The organism is Niastella sp. (assembly GCF_045805085.1).
Lineage (GTDB): Bacteria > Bacteroidota > Bacteroidia > Chitinophagales > Chitinophagaceae > Niastella.
Map to the genome: position 1 here is coordinate 1 of NZ_JBJMLX010000527.1, position 18166 is coordinate 18166.

The window sequence follows — 18166 nt, forward strand, 5'->3', positions numbered from 1 at the left end:
AAAATTACGGTTGACGTACGCGGTGAGATCCTGCAGCTGAAGGAAACGCTGAACACGATGGTGGATCAGCTGCGCGCCTTCGCCTCGGAAGTAACGCGTGTGGCGCGTGAGGTAGGTACCGATGGTAAACTGGGCGGACAGGCGTTTGTGCCTGGTGTGGCCGGTACGTGGAAGGATTTGACCGACTCCGTGAACCAGATGACCGGTAACCTGACCGACCAGGTGCGTAACATTGCCGAGGTAACCAAAGCGGTGGCGAGCGGCGACCTGTCAAAAACAGTGGCCATCGACGTTAAAGGCGAGATCCTCGATCTGAAGAATACGATCAACACGATGGTGAACCAGTTACAGAGCTTCGCCTCGGAAGTAACGCGTGTGGCGCGTGAGGTGGGTACTGAAGGTAAACTGGGCGGACAAGCCGAAGTGCGCGGGGTGGCTGGTACGTGGAAGGATTTGACCGACTCCGTGAACATGATGGCCTCTAACCTTACCAACCAGGTGCGCGGGATCGCTAAAGTGGTGACCGCGGTGGCAACCGGTAACCTGAAACAAAAACTAACCATTGTATCGCGCGGTGAAGTAGCGCAACTGATCGATACCATCAATGAAATGATCGATACGCTGGCCACCTTTGCCGACCAGGTAACTACGGTTGCCCGTGAGGTAGGAGTTGAAGGCCGGTTGGGCGGACAGGCGAGTGTGCCCGGTGCGAGCGGCATCTGGAAGAACCTGACCGAAAACGTGAACCAGCTGGCGCAGAACCTCACCACACAGGTGCGTTCCATCTCAGAGGTGGCGTCGGCGGTAACAAAAGGTGACCTTACCCGAACCATTCGCGTGGAAGCAAAAGGTGAGGTGGAAGCGTTGAAAGATACCATCAACCAGATGATCACCAACCTGCGCGAAACTACCTTGCGTAACCAGGAGCAGGACTGGTTGAAATCGAACCTCGCCAAGTTTGGCCAGATGTTGCAGGGACAACGCGACCTGGTAACGGTAACCCAAAAGATCCTGTCGGAGCTGGCGCGCGTTGTAAGCGCCCACTATGGCGCCTTCTACATTTTACGGCAGGATGAGGATACCAACAACGAAGTAAAACTGAAACTGTTTGCAGCCTACGGCTACAAATCAGATAAAAATATTCAAACTGAATTTGGCATTGGCGAAGGCCTGGTAGGACAGGTAGCGTTTGAAAAAGAACGGATCATCCTGAGCAATGTGCCAAGCAATTACATTCGCATCAGCTCGGCCCTGGGTAAAGCCAAACCGGCCAATGTGATCATCTTACCGGTGTTGTTCGAAAACGATGTGAAAGCGGTCATTGAGCTGGCTTCGCTGGATACCTTTAACCAGACCCACCTCGACTTCTTAAGCCAGTTAACGGAAAGTATCGGTATCGTGTTGAACACCATCGAGGCGAATTCCCGTACGGAAGAACTGCTGACCCAGTCGCAATCACTGGCCAGTGAGTTGAAGATACAACAGGAAGAGTTGCGCAGAACAAACGATGAGCTGCAGGATAAAGCCCTGTTGCTGGTAAAACAGAAGAATGAGGTGGAAGCCAAGAACAAGGAGGTGGAAGAAGCGCGCCGCTCACTGGAAGAAAAAGCCGAACAGTTAACACTCACCTCGAAGTATAAATCGGAGTTCCTGGCGAACATGTCGCACGAGTTGCGTACGCCATTGAACAGCTTGCTGATCCTTGCACAACAGTTATATGAGAATGCGGAAGGTAACTTAACAGAGAAGCAGATCCGGTATGCAAAGACCATTCACTCCTGTGGTGACGACCTCATTCAACTGATCAACGACATCCTCGACCTGTCGAAGATCGAATCAGGGTTCATTACCGCCAATTTTGCACCGGTACGTTTCTTCGAGATCACCTCATTTGTGGAAACCACCTTCAAGCCAATTGCGGAAGCCCGTCATTTGCGCTTTACGATTGAAACAGATACCAACCTGCCGGAAAATATGGAGACCGATATACAACGGTTGAACCAGATCCTGAAGAACCTGTTGTCGAACTCCTTCAAGTTTACCGAGAAAGGCGAAGTGAAACTGAAGATCTACGATGCCAGGAAGAACTGGAAGCCGGGTAACGCCATCCTCGATAATGCACAACGGGTGGTGGCCTTTGCTATCAATGATACCGGTATAGGTATCCCGCTGGAAAAACAAAGCATCATCTTTGAAGCCTTTCAGCAGGCAGAAGGAAGTACCAGCCGTAAATATGGCGGTACCGGTTTGGGCTTGTCCATCAGCCGCGGTTTAACCGAACTGTTAGGCGGCACCATTGAGCTGGATAGCACCCCTGGGCAGGGAAGTACCTTTACCCTGTTCCTGCCAATAGATAATGTATCGGGTGTGGTTACCCGCGAAGCGCCAGGCAGCCTGACTGAGTACCAGTACCAGCTGGGCAACGACAGTGGTGAAATTGACACGCTGTTGAATTCGATCAGGGTTACCGGCGAAGGCGTAGATGCTGGTGGTATGCATATCGTGAATGAAATGATCAACGATACCGGTGATGACCGCAACAATGTATCACCAAACGAAAAAGTCATCCTGATCGTTGAAGACGACATCCGGTTCGGCAAGATCGTTATCGAAAAAGCGCACCAGTATGGGTTGAAAGCTATTGTAGCCACCAACTATATCGAGGTGTTTGACTTTATCAACCGCTTTATGCCCATTGCCATTACGCTGGATGTGAAGTTGCCGGATACCAGTGGCTGGAAGGTGATGGAGCTGTTGCGCAACGACCTCAGTTACCGGCATATTCCCATTCACCTGATCTCGGGCGAAGAGAACCGTGCGCTGGCATTGAAACGCGGCGCCCGCAGCTTCCGCCTGAAACCGTTGGACAATGAATCGCTCAACGACCTGTTCGATGATATAGTGGCCTTTAACAAGAAAGATGTAAAACAGATCCTGGTTGTAGAAGACAATGAAATAGATGCATCGCAAATAGTAAAATTGTTAAGCACCGACAATATGCAGGTAACGCTGGCCCAAACCGGCGAAAAGGCCATGCATGAGATCAACAGCAAGGATTTCGATTGTATCATCCTCGATTATTCATTGCCCGACCTGCCGGGACATGAACTGGTGAACCAGGTGGCAGAACATAAGCCAAGGCTTACCCCGGTGATCATGTACTCAGCGAAGGAGTTCAACAAAAAAGAACTGCAACAGGTGAACAATGTAAGCAGCAAGATCCTGTTGAAAGGGGTGAACTCACTGGAGCACCTGTTGGAAGAAACCGTATTGCACCTGCACATCAATCATAAAGACCTGCAGGCTGAAAAACGGAAAGTAATAGAGAATATCAGGAAAAAAGAGGATATTCTCACCGGTAAAAATATTCTGGTGGTAGATGACGACGTACGGAATTTGTTCGCACTAACTACGGTTTTTGAACGTTATAATATTAATGTGATTACGGCGGAAAGTGGTAAGGAAGCCATTAATATTATCAGGGAAGACAACCCGAAAATTGATATGGTGCTCATGGATATCATGATGCCCGAAATGGATGGCTATGAAACCACGCAAAAGATACGGCGCGAACACAAGAACAGCACATTGCCAATTATTGCCGTAACGGCAAAAGCGATGAAAGGCGACAGGCAGAAATGTATCGAAGCAGGCGCTTCGGATTATATCACCAAACCTTTGAAGATCGATCAGCTTTTATCATTGATGCGAGTATGGTTTTATAAATAACAGGCGCTGATTACCATTAACAATTGACCATTGATTGAAAAAATAAGAAACCGTAACAATGCGTCCAAAAATTCTGTTAGTAGATGACCGCGAAGATAATTTAATGTCGATGGAAGCCATCCTGGCTCCCGACGGCTATGCTTTTGTAAAAGCAGCGTCGGGTAGCCAGGCGTTGAAGATCCTGCTGAATGAAATTGATTTTGCGCTTATTTTGATGGATGTAAAAATGCCCAACCTGAATGGGTTTGAAACAGCCGCCCTTATCTATGAACGCGAAAAACTGAAACACATTCCCATCATTTTTATTACAGCCAATAATTATGGGGAGGATAATATTTTCAAGGGTTATCGCATGGGGGCGGTAGACTATATCTATAAACCCATTAACTCCGAATTATTGCGGGCAAAAGTAGGGGTGCTGGTTGATCTGTACCGCAAAAATCATCGGCTTATTGAGCAGGAAAAACGACTTACGATCATTAACCACAACCTGGAAATGGAAGTAACGGAACGAAAAGCGTCGGAAGACCGGGTAAAAGAGCTGAACCGACAGTTGCTTGAGAACATTGCCCTGCTGGAATCGGCCAACCGCGACCTGGACCGTTTTGCATTCATGGCCTCGCACGACCTGCAGGAGCCCCTGCGTAAGATCCGCACCTTCAGCGACCTGTTGTTTGTAAAGTACCAGCCTGTGCTCGATGGACCGGCCATCAATTATATCAACCGCATTCAAAATGCGGCCGTGCGCATGCAAACGCTCATCAGCGATATACTCGCGTTCTCCCGGATCAATAATGAGAAAGACACTTTTGTAAATTATAACCTCAATCTCATTTTACAGGAGGCCATGGATGAGTTGGATGCCACCATCCAGGATAAAAAAGCCAAATTTGAAATTGAATCGTTGCCTACCATCGATGTGAACCCGGGGTTGATGCGGCCTTTGTTCGAAAACCTGTTGAGCAACGCGCTGAAGTATAGCAAAAAAGATGAACCACCTGCAATAAGGATCTATTCAGAAATTATTACCGCCACCACCTCCAATAAAGAACCGGTAAAATATTGCCGTATTTATATACAGGATAATGGCATTGGTTTCGATCAGCAATATGCCGAACAGATCTTCGACATGTTCAGACGGTTGCATGTACATAGCGAATTTGAGGGCACAGGCATTGGCCTTACCCTTTGCAAAAAGATCGTTGAAAAGCACAACGGGTATATCTCGGTGCAAAGCAAGGTGAACCAGGGTTCTACCTTCATTATTTCGCTGCCTGTTCACCAGGCAACGGTTGAAACGGCCGGCGAAGCCAGCACCAATCCGGATGCTGAAGCGCTTTTGTTATTTGGAAAGAAATAAGGGTAAAAGAAAGAATGAGGGTTTGTGGTACGCACCACAAACCCTTATTTATTATTGTGGGTTCAACACAAACATGGAACGGGGAGGAAAGTACAGAACTTTTTTCCAGTCTATGCTGAAGATCTTTTCGAGAATGGTCTTTAATTCAGTCAGTGTATGCGGTTTGATGGCATACATGTTCGATCCTTCGCGGTAACAAAACTCAATATTCTGCAGGTCTGCCAACGAAGAATATACAATAATGGGAATGGAATCGTATTTCCTGTTGGCCCTGATCTCCTTCAGACATTGACGTCCATCCTTGCAGGGCATCAGCAAGTCAAGGAAAACTATATCGGGATTATTTTCATCCAACAATTTAAAAAGAATATCGCCGTTTTCTGCCCTTGACAGGATCACTTTGAACGAAAGTTCTTCGATCGCCAGTGAAAATATCAGGTAGTCCTCGTCGTCGTCCTCTGCAATTAATACATTTGTTGGATACTGATTATACACGCTCATATATATACTTTTTTTAACCTGCCACCCCGTTTTATGGGGATCACTTCAAATTCAACACTTTCTTTTAATGAGTAAAAGCTATAATTTACGACATAATACGAATACCGAAAATACAATCTAAATCGCAATGATGGAATACATTTTTTAGATTGATGTTTATATAAACAGTAAAGTATGCAGGAGAAAACCAGGTATATTATATTGTTTTACGACCACAGCGAAAACGTGCTCTCTATGAAGCAGTTGTTGCAACATCTTCCGGTTCCTGTAGAAGCGGATTGTGTAGAAAATTTTCAACAGCTATTAGAAGTACTTGACAACAGGTTGCCGGACCTCATTATCGTATATGTTAATAATCCGGTAAAAGGGTATGTCTCCCATTTGAAAGACATGCGTTTCAATATCGGTATCGATGAGGTCCCGGTGTATGTCTTTAACGAACTACCCGAAAAGCAAACGTTAATTGAGTTGATGAACTAATGCCTTCAAAAAAGAGTTGTGGAAGGTATAATGAAAAGAGGCACCCCGATACATCGGGATGCCTCTTTTCATTATAATTGTCACCTGGTTGAGTTAAAAATGCCAGCGTACAAATGCTTCCATAGCCGCGTATTTGGTAAGCCCCAGCTGGGCGTACAAATTGGCGGTATTGGCGTTTCTGTCTTCAGCGCGTTGCCAGAATTCGCGGCTGTCGCTTCCCTGGAAAGGCACACTGTCTTTTTGTGACTGGTGAATAAAAATACCAAAGCGTTTTTTCAATACCTGGTCGGGGCTCATGGGGATGGCCATTTCAATTTCGCTGAGGTCCCATTCCTGCCAGGCGCCTTTGTACAACCAAACCCAGCAGTCCTTTATCCATTCATCGCCCGCTTCTTTTATGCGGCGTAATGACTCAAATACGATGTCCAGACAAACCTTATGGGTGCCATGCGGATCGGCCAGATCGCCGGCGCAGTAGATCTGATGTGGCTTTATTTTGCGCAACAGCTCTATAGTTAATTTAACATCCTCTTCACCCATTGGTTTCTTTTCAATGGTACCTGTTTCGTAAAAAGGCAGGTTCTGGAAGTGGATATTGGCTTCTTTAATACCAACATAGCGGCAGGTGGCCTTGGCTTCACAACGGCGGATTAAACCTTTTACCGATCTGATCTCCGGTGTATCTATCTGGTTCGATTTCTTGAATCGCAGGTATTGACGGGCCTGTTCCAGGATCGCTTTCGATTTATTGCTGTCAACTCCGAACATGTCTTCAAAACCCACGGCAAAATCCATGAACCTGGTCACAAACTCATCGGTAACGGCAATGTTGCCGGATGTTTGATAGGCAACATGTACATCATGCCCCTGATCGTGCAGGCGTTGGAATGTGCCGCCCATAGAGATGATATCATCATCGGGGTGGGGGCTGAAGATTACACAACGCTTGGGATAGGGTTTGGTGCGTTCCGGATGGTTTGGTAAGTGTAAGTCGGGTTTACCGCCGGGCCAGCCGGTGATGCTGTCGCGCAGCATGTAATACACCTGCAGGTTGATCTCGTAGGCATCGCCTTTTTCAACCAGCAGATCACCTAAGCCATTATCACGGTAATCGTTATTGGTTAAACTCAATAAAGGTTTTTCTACTTTCAGCGACATGTTCACCACAGCCTTGCGGATCATCTTGGGCGTCCAGTCGATATCACCGGTAAGCCAGGGTGATTTAAAACGGGTGAGGTCGGCAGCGGCCGCTTCATCGAGGATGAACAAACTATCATTGTGCTGTTGTAATAAAGAAGCCGGTATTTGTTCCGTAACGTTATCCTCAACCGCTTTTTGCACAACGGCTGTTTTGGCCGGGCCCCAGGCCATCAGTAAAATGCGCCTGGATTTTAAAATGGTGCTGATGCCCATCGTGATGGCCAGGCGGGGCATTTCGGAGATATTCGCAAATTCATGCGAATTGGCAATCCGGGTTGAGTTGTCGAGCGTAATGAGGCGGGTGCGGGACAGTATGCTGGAACCGGGTTCGTTAAAACCGATGTGTCCATTATTACCAATACCCAGCACCTGCATATCGATGCCGCCGGCATCTTCTATCATGCGTTCATACTCCATGCAGTACTTCTTCACTTCTTCTTTGGGAATTTCACCACTGGGAATATGAATGTTCTTGGGATCAATGTCAATGTGATCGAACAAATGCACATGCATAAAGCGGTTATAGCTTTGCAAGGCATCGTTGTCTATGGGATAATATTCATCCAGGTTAAAAGTGATCACATTCTTAAAGCTCAGGCCTTCTTCTTTGTGCATGCGCACCAGTTCGGCATAAGTTGACCGGGGTGTTGAACCGGTTGCCAAACCTAATACACAGTGCTGGCCGGCGGCCTGTTTGCTGCGAATGAGGTCAGCAATTTCTCTGGCTGCGAATTTAGAACCTTCTTTCAGATCGGGATAAATACGTACTGGTATCTTCTCAAACGAATCAACCATGCTCATAAATAATCGGGTTTTATAGTTGCGCTAAATTAAAGCTATTTCCAGTATTCATTGGGAAATGCGGTTTCTTTCAGGTAGAAAAAGAACAATCGTTTGTTTATTATTCAAGCGTTTTGTTATAATTGGTACCCCACAAAGTGTATCGTTTGAACTGCGTTTGCAAACGGGTCTCAAAATCATTCCAGTCGCGTTTGGCGGCAGGGCTCCACAGCACTTCACTCAGGGCGCTTACGCGGGGGAAGATCATGTATTCCACCTTTTTGGTATTGGGTATGTATTCTGTCCACAAGTTGCCCTGTGCACCCAGAATGTGTTTGGCTTGTGTTTCGTTGAACTCTTTCGGGATAGGTTCATAGCTGTATGTTTGTTTAACAGGTAAATAGCCGCCAATAGTTAAAGAGTCTTCATTTTTTGCCTGGGCATGATCGAGGTAACAATAACCACCGGGCGTCATAATAACATCGTGGCCTTGTTTGGCCGCATCGATACCACCCTGCTCGCCACGCCAGCTCATTACAACCGCATTGGGCGCTAAACCACCTTCCAGGATCTCATCCCAGCCAATCATGGTTTTACCTTTGCTGTTGATGTATTTTTCCATGCGCTGTACAAAATAACTTTGCAGTTCATGCTCATCTTTCAAATGATTGTCAGCAATTCTTTTCTGGCACTTGGGGCATTTCTTCCAGCTTTCCTTGGGGCATTCATCGCCGCCAATGTGTACATATTTAGCCGGGAATAAAGGAAGTACTTCATCCAGCACATGCTGTAAAAAAGTAAACACGCTGTCGTTACCGGCGCAGAATACATCGTTGAACACGCCCCATGTTTGTTGAACCTCGTAAGGACCTCCTGTACAACCTAAATAGGGATAAGCAGTTAATGCTGCAGAGGCGTGACCGGGCATTTCAATTTCAGGCAGCACGGTGATATAGCGTTTGGCAGCATAGGCAACTATTTCCTTTACTTCTTTTTGGGTATAGAAACCGCCATAATGAATGCTGTCGTTACCGGTACCGGGGTGATGGCCAATGATGGTGCCATTGCGCTCGGCGCCTGCTTTGGTAAGGTTGGGATATTTTTTTATTTCAATGCGCCAGCCCTGGTCATCAGTTAAATGCCAGTGGAAATAATTCATTTTATGCAGCGCGATATAATCAATATAACGTTTTACAAAAGGAATGGGGAAAAAGTGACGACTTACATCCAGGTGCAAACCACGGTATTGAAAGCGAGGATAATCTTTTATGCTGAGGTATGATACGGCGAGGGAAGGAGCTTTTTCAGTAGGTAATAACTGCAACAGGGTTTGTACGCCATAAAATGTACCTGTTTCATTATCGCCGCCAATGTACACGCCTTTGGCGTTTACTTCCATATTATAAGCGCCGGCAATAGGGTATTCCATCTTGTCGTAATTCAGCATAATACCCGGCACCTTGCCTGCTTTTTTTGTAATGGGTAAGGTGAAGCCATACACCTGTTTCAGGTAATCATTTAAAAACTGGGCTGAATTCTCAAGACCGGAACCTTCCAGAATAATGGGCGTTTTGGCCGTGATCGTAAAGGAGCCTGCCGTTTCAGGCATTTTCAATTCTGCTGGTTGGGGAATAATGTTTACCTGGGCATGCAGGTGCATGGACAGGATCATAGTTGCAATGAACCAAACTTTTTTCATAATAAGTAAAAAATGTTAAATCGATTTGTCACTTAATGAGTGTCAAAACCGGCTATTTTGTAATGAAATATGAAGTACACCTGGCCGTAGGGGCAGCCTGATTTTAAGTGTTGAGTTTATGCACTGCGATTTCTATTGAACCTGAGAGGATGCAATATACGGGGGAATTGCTAGTTGAGCAAATTGTTGCTGAATTTGCTAATGCTGATGGGGAAAAACGTTGATGAGTTGACGAGTTAACCAGTTAACCAGTTGGTGTATTGCCTGGTCAACTGGTTAACTGATCAACTTAAAAGTTATTTCAGTACCGGTAATACTATACTACTACTATTAGCTCCATCGTGATATATCTTAATAGCCGCTTTCATAAAATCCCCGTCATTGCATTCGTAAATATTTACAAATTGTTGCGGGTTGCGGTCTGCCAGCGGAAACCAGCTGCTTTGGATCTGGATCATCAGGCGATGTCCTTTTTTAAAAGTATGAGCCACATCAGGTAATTCAAATTTTACCTGTTCAATTTTATTGGGTTTAAATGCTTCCGGTAATGTAAAGCTTTTGCGAAAACGGCCGCGCATGATCTCGCCGCGAACCAGCATCTGATAACCACCCATGGGAACCATACGGCCTGCATCGCGGGATTGATTCATTTCTGCGCCGGGGTATTTAAAATCATCGGGGAACACATCGATCACTTTTACTACAAAGTCTGCATCGGTGGTTGAAATGCTGGTGAGCAGATCGGCTACCACGGTGCCAGCCAGTGTAAGATCATTGTTCAGTATATCTGTTTGAAAGGTCAGTACATCCGTACGGCGGCTGGCAAAACGCTGGTCATCGGTCATGTAATCGCGGGTACGCGTAAAATGGATGTCTTCTGTATAAGGAACAGGATGCGCTGGGTCGCTCACATATTCAGAGAAACTGTTTTTGGCGGCTGGTTTTTCCCAACCCAGTTTGCCATTGGCCTGCAGGTAAATACGTTCGTCTTTTTTATCGGCAGGAGGCCAGGTCTCAAATTGTTTCCATTCGTTGGCGCCACTGAAGAAGATGGTAGCTTCTGCCAGTTTTGAAATATCGCCTTTGCCTTTCAGGTAATAGTTGAAGAAAGGGATCTCTACATTGTTCTGGTACCAGGTACTGGTGTTAGCCCCAAAATTAACATTGCCTAAATGCGTGCCATCGAGTGATGCCCATTGTCCATGAAACCAGGGACCCATTACCAACCGGTTGGTGTTTTTGGCTTTTTTCTCAATGGCTTCATAGGTTCTCCACGCGCCAAAACAATCCTCCGCATCAAACAAACCACCCACCACCATGGTAGCGGTACCACTAGGAACATTGTTCGCAAAATTACGCACGTTGCGGGCTTTCCACCAGTCGTCGTAATTAGGATGTGTATACAGATCTTTCCAGAATGCCAGGCTATCGCCGGTCAACTTCATAAAATTCTTTAAAGCGCCCATACGCAGATAAGTTTCATAGTTGTCATTTTCCGGCATATGTATGTTTCGCCGGGGCGCTACTTTGGTAGGCGCAGGGCGTGGATAACCAAAACCACTGGTGTAAAACGACCAGCCATCCATTACGAAGAACGCGCCGTTGTGGTGAAAGTCGTCACCAATGAACCAGTCGGTAACCGGCGCCTGCGGGCTTACGGCTTTCAGTGCCGGGTGGCCGCTCAAAGCAGCCATGGTGGAATAAAAGCCAGGATATGAAATACCGGTTACACCCACATTGCCATTGTTGTTTTCAATATTCTTTATCAGCCAGTCAATGGTATCATAGGTGTCGCTGGCCTCATCTATATCCTGCGGTGTTTTTTTATTGGGTTTGAAAGGCCGCACATCAACGAATGTTCCCTCGCTTGCCCAGCGGCCGCGCACATCCTGGAATACGAAGATGTAATTCTCCCTTGCAAAATAGCGTCTGTGGCTGATCCAGAGACTGCGATTGAATTTATCTTCCCCGTAAGGACTGCAGGAATACGGTGTTCGCCCCATTAGGAACGGATGCTTTTCGGTAGCATCTTTTGGAATATAAAGGCTGGTAAATAATTTAACGCCATCCCGCATGGGGATCATCACTTCTTTCTTGATGTAATTATCGAGCAGCCAGGCAGAATCCTGTTCGTTCTGCGCGTTTACAGAAAGTATAAAGAATAAGGCAATAATGAAAAGAAATAATTTTCTCATGATAAGCTCTTAATTTAGATCGTTAAAAATAGGGAATTAGCACCATCGAAAACAGTATAGGCTGGCGCATAAACCGGCAATTGAATCACATTTAAAATAGCTATTATGTCCACGCGCAGGAAATTTTTACACACATCATTCCTTGGTTCCTTAGGTTTGTTTTCAGGCAAAAGAATGTTGGCTCAGCCAGCAGAAATAGATTATCCCACTGTCAAAAATGAACCCATCGTTATTTCTACCTGGGATTTTGGCAAGGCTGCCAATGCCGAAGCCTGGACGGTTCTGGGTAAGGGCGGGCGTGCACTGGATGCTGTTGAAGCGGGGGTAAAGATCCCCGAGGCCGATCCCAATAACCAATCGGTAGGTTACGGTGGGTTGCCCGATCGCGATGGCCGCGTTACCCTCGATGCCTGTATTATGGATGAACAATATAACTGTGGTTCGGTAATGTGCCTGGAAAATATCATACATCCGATCTCGGTTGCCCGCCTGGTTATGGAAAAAACACCGCATGTGGTGCTGGTGGGCGATGGGGCCTTGCAATTCGCCCTGGCGAATGGGTTTAAAAAAGAAAACCTGCTGACGCCTGAAAGCGAAAAAGCCTGGAAGGAATGGTTAAAAACATCGAAATATGAGCCTGTTATAAATATCGAAAACAAGTTGCATAAAGCCGCAAACGAGGGAAATATGCCGGGTGGTCCCAATAACCACGATACCATTGGCATGATTGCCATGGATGCCAACGGTAATTTCAGCGGCGCCTGTACTACCAGCGGTATGGCTTTTAAAATGCATGGCCGGGTAGGGGATTCGCCTATTATTGGCGCGGGTTTGTATGTGGATAATGAAATTGGCGCGGCTACCTCCACGGGGGTGGGTGAAGAAGTGATCAGGATCGTTGGTTCGCACCTGGTGGTGGAATTGATGCGGCAGGGACTGGCGCCGGAAGCAGCCTGTAAGAAAGCAGTAGAGCGCATTATCAGCCGCAGTGCGGCCAGGGCCAAAACTTTACAGGTGGGTTTCATCGCCATCAATAAAAAGGGCGAATATGGCGGATACGCGTTGCAGAAAGGGTTTACGTATGCAGTGAAGAGTGGGAAAGAAGAGAAATTAGTGCCGGCGAAAAGCATTTATTAGTACGAAGAGCGATAGGGGAAGGCAGTTTTTTAGTTTATTAGGAACCCAATAACTGTTACTTAAGCAAAAAAGCAACAATTAAAATAAGAGCATGTTATTAGAAGTATGTGCGTTTAACTTACAGTCGTCTGTTATTGCAGAAAAAGTGGGGGCAATGCGGGTAGAGTTATGTGAGAACCCGGCCGATGGCGGCACCACCCCTTCTTATGGAACTATAAAACAAACGCGTGAAAAGATCAGCATTTCGTTGTACCCGATCGTGCGGCCAAGAGGGGGGAATTATTTCTTTGATGAAGATGAGTTCGCCATCATCAAACAGGATATCCTGTTATGTAAACAGCTGGGCTGCGATGGCATTTCAACCGGCGTATCAAAACTGAATGGGGAAATAGATACCGAGCGGTTAAAACGCATGGTTGAATGGGCCTATCCCATGGGCGTAACCTGTCACCGCGTATTTGACGCCACGCCCGATCCCATGCAGGCGTTGGAAGATATTATAACCTGCGGGTGTGAACGCATTTTAACCAGCGGACAAAAAGCTTCAGCTCCCGAGGGTATTGACATGCTGGCCCAACTGGTACAACAGGCCGATGGCCGCATTATCATTATGCCCGGCGCAGGGGTGCGTTCAGGCAATATTGAAAAGCTGGTCAATGGCACGGGCGCCACAGAGTTTCATACTTCGGCAAGAATGATGGCGCCAGACCCGGTTACCTTCCGCAATCCCGCTATTCTCGATGCTACCAATTGGTATATAGCTAATGAAGAAGAATTAGGAAAAATAATGGAAGTGTTGAATGCAATCAGTTTGTAAAAAAGGAAGTATGAAAGCAGATGCACCTGATTTCATACTTCCTTTTTCGTGAAACGTGAAAAAGGCAGAGGGCAGTTGACCAGTTAACCAGTTGACGAGTTAACAAGTTGACAAGTTGACGAAGAAGAAAAATGTTATGAGGAATAAAGAAGGAAGTTGATAGGGTTGACGGGGTTGATAGAGTTGATAAAGAGACTGGTTATTAGAAAATAACTGTCGATTCAAAACTTGCTCTGCCGCGTCGCGGCTCTCTGCCTTCTCCCCTCTGCCTTTTCCACCACTGCCTACTGCCTTTCTTTCTCTGCCCTCTGCTTACTGCCTTTCTTTCTTTGCCCTTTGCCCTCTGCCCTTTGCCTTTATTTGATCTTCGTTCCCAGCCAGCTGTTACGGAACATCTTCATTTCATTGGTCACAGGTAAGCCAACCTGCTCAAAAGTGACCACCGCAAACATTGGATTCTCCCCCAGTGTAAGCGAAGCGGTTTTGTTTTCGTTGCGATGTTTGTAGTGAATATTGATGACATCGCCTGGTTTATGCGTAGCGATGATCTCATTGATATCGGCAGCACGGGCAACCAGTTTGCCATCTATCTGCATGATCACATCGTTAAAATCAAGACCGGCATTGTACAACGGCGTATTTATAATTGTATTGGAACTGATCTTTGTAGTGCCTTCTTCATATTGCACCTGCCCCAGCCAGGCTTTACCGGGGTTTTGTTTTTTCAATCGCAAACCGGCTTTTTCCAGCAGGGGCGCATAATCGAACGATTCATGACCATTCACATAGCGGGTAAAGAAATCGGCTGCAAAGGCCTTGTCGTGCGTTACATCAGCCAGTACTTCTTCCAGCCCCGGAACCGTATAAGCGATCTCTGTCTTGCCAAAGCGCTTCCATAAAGCGGTCATATAATCATCTAAAGTAAGCTGGTATTTTGTGCGCAAGGTGAGATCGAGCGAAAGGGCTGTAGCCCCGCCATAGGGATAATAAGAGCTGTACATGTTGGGGTAGTTGGTTCTGTCGATCGATACCCCCGCATCTACAAAAACGGCGTGGCGGCTCACTTCTACGGGTGAAAAGCGTTTGGCGCCTGCCGCTATTTCCTTGGAATAGATCAATCCTGTAAAGGATGCCATCAAACCTTCAATGGGTTTTAACCCCGACCGGCATAACAACAATTCACCATAATACTGCGTAAATCCTTCTGCACACCACAGCTCGTTGCTCATATTGCTTTTTTCAAAATTGAAGGGTTCCAGCGTTTTCGGGCGAATGCGTTCCACATTCCAGTTATGGAAGAACTCATGGGCAAAAACATCCAACTGGTCGTTGGCGCCGGTAAAATCATAGGGAAGACTGATCATGGTGGAGTTGCGGTGTTCCATGCCATCGCCATCTACATATGGATTTATACTGGCAATAAAGGTATAGGTGCCGAAATCGTACGCAGGCACTTCGCCAAAAACAGCCTGTTCTTCCTCCACAAGGCGTTTTATTTTAGTGGCAAAGGAGCCTGCGAGGGTATCGGTACATTCAGCTTCCAGCGCCAGTCTGAAGGAATAACTTTTACCATCCCGATTTTTGATGTTCCATTCTTTCCAGTGTAGGTTGCCAATTTTGGTGGGGCAATCCATCAGGTATTGTAAACCGGGCGCTGTAAAGCTGAGGGGATCATCCGTTGGTTTTAACTGCGTGGCGATCGTCCATTTTTTATCGGCTGGAATATTAAAAGTAATCGAGATAGGGGCTTTGTCGAAGCCTTTGAGCCACATAAATACCGAAGGCATGTTGAGGTGAATGCTCGAGGGGTCAATGCCGGAGTAGGTGCCATCGGGCCAGGCGGCGTATAAAGTATAATCAACCCGAACGGTGCCGTTTTGTTTGGGTACTTCATATACATCGCCATCGATGCGGTTGATGGGGATGGACACGCCGGCCTGGTCGAATGCTTTTACATCGTATACATTTTTTCCAAACTCATGTGTGGCATAGCGGCCCGGTGAAGAACGGCTCATATGAAAAGTGGCTTTACCGGCCGGAATGCCGGAAGCCGTTACGCTGATACTGGCTTCGTGGTGATTAATATTGGAAAAGGAGAGGGTATAATTGATCTTTTGGGCATAGGTATGCGAAAACCATAGTACGGCCAGGATCAGGAAAAGTCTTTTTATCATAATCATGTTTATATTGAGAGGAACAAGCTACAATTTACAGGAAAATTAGAATTGTAAGCCTTGCATGGCCCGCCATAGCTTTAGCCTAGGCGGGAACCTTGTGTCTTTTCCTTAAATTTGATACAAATGAGTGTACTATGACGGATCGTGAATTGCGTTTTATGCAGGCTGCTGTAGACCTGGCCAGGAATGGTATGAACAAAGGAGTAGGCGGGCCGTTTGGCTGTGTGATCGTAAAGGACGATGCGATCGTGGGCCGGGGTTGTAACAGCGTAGCCAGTTCAAATGATCCTACGGCGCATGCCGAAGTAGTGGCCATCCGCGATGCCTGTAAAAACCTGCAAACTTTTCAGTTGACCGATTGCGAAATATATACTTCCTGCGAGCCCTGTCCCATGTGTATGGGCGCTATTTACTGGGCCCGGCCAAAGAAAGTGTATTTTGGCGCTACCCGGCACGATGCGGCGGCAGCGGGTTTTGATGATTCGCTTATTTATCAGGAATTAACGGCGGCACTACACGATCGTATTATTGAATGTGTAAACCTGGGCCGGGAGAATGCTATTGTTGTGTTTGATGAATGGATAGAAAAGCCGGATAAAATAGCTTATTGATGGTGCGGGATCCTGGTGATGACCACGTAGGCAAGAATGATGATAATAAGAATGAATGCAATGGTTACGTATACCCAAAAGCTGGTGTTAAGCTGCCGTTTTTCGCGGCGGGTCTTTTTATCTTTGATGTAGTGATGTAATTCTTTATTCAGCTGGTCAACATATCCTTCCAGCTTTTTATTGCCGCCCATTTGTTGCAGGCCTTCCAGGGCTTCGTTCTCAAAATCATTGTCAACCATCCACATTTCCACCTCATGTTTTTCCTGGTCACTCAGCTTGCCGCTTAAGTAATCCATCAACTTTTGGTTGTCAATGTCTTTGTTACTATTGGATAATATGTTCAGTAAATCGTTGTTCATTGTTTCTGTCGTCCATGTACGATCATTAGACCCCGGTTTTTATGAATGGTTTAGTTTCCGTTCCAGCAAGATCTTCAAATTGCGTTTGCCGTTCTGGATATAGCTTTTTACCTGCATAAGGGTGAAGCCTGTTATGTCGGCAATTTCATTATACGATCTTTTTTCCAGATAGAACAAAGTTACGCACTGTTTTTGGTCTTTATTCAGTTCCTGCAGGCATTCCTCCATCATTTCCAGCTGGCGGTCTTTTTCCAGGTGCGGGGTCAGTCCGGGATCGTCTTGGGGTGTAATGGCCATTTCATCCCTGATCTCAGCCGGGTTACGGGTCTGTTTATCCCGCAGCTTCATGAGACAATGGTTCTTGGCCACCATGTACAGCCAGCTTTTAAAGTACTCTACCTTGTATTTGTGCAGTTCGGTGATGGCTTTTAAAAATACCTGCTGAACACAGTCTTTCGCCTCTTCCTCGTTTTTAAGGTATTTCATGCAAACACCCAGTAATAGGAGGGTATATCGTTGCAATAGAATCCCCAGCCAGTGATTATCGCGACTGGAATAAAAGGAGTTGAGCAATTGCTGATCGCTGATATGTGAATTAGGGTCTGCTTTCACTATGCGAAAATGCGTTTTTCTTATTACTAAGATGCATGTCGTTTAAAATTCCATACATTTTTTAAAGCCCTCCCTTAACGGAATAAATGCTTCTTTATTATATGTAGGAGGCAGCCAATTGGGGCCTCCCCCAACCCCTCCGGCATCGCCTGCGGCAAGCCTTCGGCGGCCGAAGGTGGAGGGGGGAGAAATACAACCTCGCGATTTTATTCAACCTGTTAACTTGTCAATTCTATCAACTCCGTCAACTCTATCAACCTTATCAACTTCTTCCTCGTCAACTGGTCAACTGGTTAACTGGTTAACTGATCAACTCGTCAGCTCGTCAACTCCCCTTTGCCTTTTTTCGTTACTTTGCTGCCAAAATTATCAGTATGGCATATGCTGTTTGCAGGGTGCCGGTAGCGCCCTTACGGGCCGAATCGGCGCATAGAAGTGAAATGGTCAGTCAGATGTTATTGGCGGAGGCGGCGCTTATCCTGGAAGAATCAAAAGATTTTGTAAAACTG

13 protein-coding genes are annotated in these 18166 nt (G+C 46.4%); 6 read left to right on the forward strand and 7 right to left on the reverse strand.

The annotated features are described in order from the left end of the window. Both ACJ751_RS27435 and ACJ751_RS27440 read left to right on the forward strand, forming a co-directional pair. A partial coding sequence (locus ACJ751_RS27435; protein WP_407748735.1) for a response regulator occupies window positions 1-3729 on the forward strand: 3729 nt, incomplete at its 5' end. Window positions 3730-3787: 58 nt separating this feature from the next. Next, on the forward strand, window positions 3788-5089 hold the full coding sequence (locus ACJ751_RS27440) for an ATP-binding protein (protein ID WP_407748736.1): 1302 nt from the start codon (window positions 3788-3790) through the stop codon (window positions 5087-5089). 51 nt (window positions 5090-5140) lie between these two features. Here ACJ751_RS27440 and ACJ751_RS27445 read toward each other — a convergent pair whose 3' ends face one another. Further along, window positions 5141-5590: a response regulator gene (locus ACJ751_RS27445; protein WP_407748737.1), complete on the reverse strand. Its 450-nt coding sequence runs from the start codon at window positions 5588-5590 to the stop codon at window positions 5141-5143. Between the two features lie 174 nt (window positions 5591-5764). On the opposite strand from ACJ751_RS27445, the gene ACJ751_RS27450 reads away from it, so the two are divergent. Continuing rightward, a complete protein-coding gene (locus ACJ751_RS27450) occupies window positions 5765-6070 on the forward strand; it encodes a hypothetical protein (RefSeq protein WP_407748738.1) in 306 nt (101 codons plus the stop codon). A gap of 93 nt (window positions 6071-6163) precedes the next feature. On the opposite strand, the gene nagB is transcribed toward ACJ751_RS27450, so the two are convergent. From nagB to ACJ751_RS27465, 3 genes are all read right to left on the reverse strand, one after another. Beyond that, on the reverse strand, window positions 6164-8071 hold the full coding sequence (gene nagB, locus ACJ751_RS27455) for a glucosamine-6-phosphate deaminase (RefSeq protein ID WP_407748739.1): 1908 nt from the start codon (window positions 8069-8071) through the stop codon (window positions 6164-6166). A 100-nt stretch (window positions 8072-8171) separates the two neighbouring features. Beyond that, the gene (locus ACJ751_RS27460) at window positions 8172-9749 is read right to left on the reverse strand and encodes a beta-N-acetylhexosaminidase (protein WP_407748740.1); all 1578 of its coding nucleotides are present in this window, start codon (window positions 9747-9749) and stop codon (window positions 8172-8174) included. A gap of 296 nt (window positions 9750-10045) precedes the next feature. Continuing rightward, window positions 10046-11944 (reverse strand): CocE/NonD family hydrolase, encoded by a 1899-nt coding sequence (locus ACJ751_RS27465; RefSeq protein ID WP_407748741.1) that lies wholly within the window; start codon window positions 11942-11944, stop codon window positions 10046-10048. A 174-nt stretch (window positions 11945-12118) separates the two neighbouring features. Between ACJ751_RS27465 and ACJ751_RS27470 the strand changes: the two genes are divergently transcribed. After that, window positions 12119-13081 (forward strand): N(4)-(beta-N-acetylglucosaminyl)-L-asparaginase, encoded by a 963-nt coding sequence (locus ACJ751_RS27470; protein ID WP_407748742.1) that lies wholly within the window; start codon window positions 12119-12121, stop codon window positions 13079-13081. Window positions 13082-13172: 91 nt separating this feature from the next. Then, window positions 13173-13898 (forward strand): copper homeostasis protein CutC, encoded by a 726-nt coding sequence (locus ACJ751_RS27475; RefSeq protein WP_407748743.1) that lies wholly within the window; start codon window positions 13173-13175, stop codon window positions 13896-13898. A 356-nt stretch (window positions 13899-14254) separates the two neighbouring features. Here the strand turns inward: ACJ751_RS27475 and ACJ751_RS27480 are convergent, their stop codons facing one another. Then, window positions 14255-16072, reverse strand: coding sequence for a M61 family metallopeptidase (locus ACJ751_RS27480; RefSeq protein ID WP_407748744.1), 1818 nt, complete (start codon window positions 16070-16072; stop codon window positions 14255-14257). A gap of 137 nt (window positions 16073-16209) precedes the next feature. On the opposite strand from ACJ751_RS27480, the gene ACJ751_RS27485 reads away from it, so the two are divergent. Next, the gene (locus ACJ751_RS27485) at window positions 16210-16686 is read left to right on the forward strand and encodes a nucleoside deaminase (RefSeq protein WP_407748745.1); all 477 of its coding nucleotides are present in this window, start codon (window positions 16210-16212) and stop codon (window positions 16684-16686) included. Here ACJ751_RS27485 and ACJ751_RS27490 read toward each other — a convergent pair. Both ACJ751_RS27490 and ACJ751_RS27495 read right to left on the reverse strand, forming a co-directional pair. After that, window positions 16680-17045: a hypothetical protein gene (locus ACJ751_RS27490; protein WP_407748746.1), complete on the reverse strand. Its 366-nt coding sequence runs from the start codon at window positions 17043-17045 to the stop codon at window positions 16680-16682. The genes ACJ751_RS27485 and ACJ751_RS27490 overlap by 7 nt on opposite strands. 39 nt (window positions 17046-17084) lie before the next feature. Further along, a complete protein-coding gene (locus tag ACJ751_RS27495) occupies window positions 17085-17657 on the reverse strand; it encodes an RNA polymerase sigma factor (protein ID WP_407748747.1) in 573 nt (190 codons plus the stop codon). Between the last annotated feature and the right edge of the window lie 509 nt (window positions 17658-18166).

Excerpts from the sequence above, each read along its gene's own strand:
- ACJ751_RS27440 (WP_407748736.1), top strand. The coding sequence starts at position 3,788 with ATGCGTCCAAAAATTCTGTTAGTAGATGACCGCGAAGATAATTTAATG.
- ACJ751_RS27445 (WP_407748737.1), bottom strand. The coding sequence starts at position 5,590 with ATGAGCGTGTATAATCAGTATCCAACAAATGTATTAATTGCAGAGGAC.
- ACJ751_RS27450 (WP_407748738.1), top strand. The coding sequence starts at position 5,765 with ATGCAGGAGAAAACCAGGTATATTATATTGTTTTACGACCACAGCGAA.
- nagB (WP_407748739.1), bottom strand. The coding sequence starts at position 8,071 with ATGAGCATGGTTGATTCGTTTGAGAAGATACCAGTACGTATTTATCCC.
- ACJ751_RS27460 (WP_407748740.1), bottom strand. The coding sequence starts at position 9,749 with ATGAAAAAAGTTTGGTTCATTGCAACTATGATCCTGTCCATGCACCTG.
- ACJ751_RS27465 (WP_407748741.1), bottom strand. The coding sequence starts at position 11,944 with ATGAGAAAATTATTTCTTTTCATTATTGCCTTATTCTTTATACTTTCT.
- ACJ751_RS27470 (WP_407748742.1), top strand. The coding sequence starts at position 12,119 with ATGTTGGCTCAGCCAGCAGAAATAGATTATCCCACTGTCAAAAATGAA.
- ACJ751_RS27475 (WP_407748743.1), top strand. The coding sequence starts at position 13,173 with ATGTTATTAGAAGTATGTGCGTTTAACTTACAGTCGTCTGTTATTGCA.
- ACJ751_RS27480 (WP_407748744.1), bottom strand. The coding sequence starts at position 16,072 with ATGATAAAAAGACTTTTCCTGATCCTGGCCGTACTATGGTTTTCGCAT.
- ACJ751_RS27485 (WP_407748745.1), top strand. The coding sequence starts at position 16,210 with ATGACGGATCGTGAATTGCGTTTTATGCAGGCTGCTGTAGACCTGGCC.
- ACJ751_RS27490 (WP_407748746.1), bottom strand. The coding sequence starts at position 17,045 with ATGAACAACGATTTACTGAACATATTATCCAATAGTAACAAAGACATT.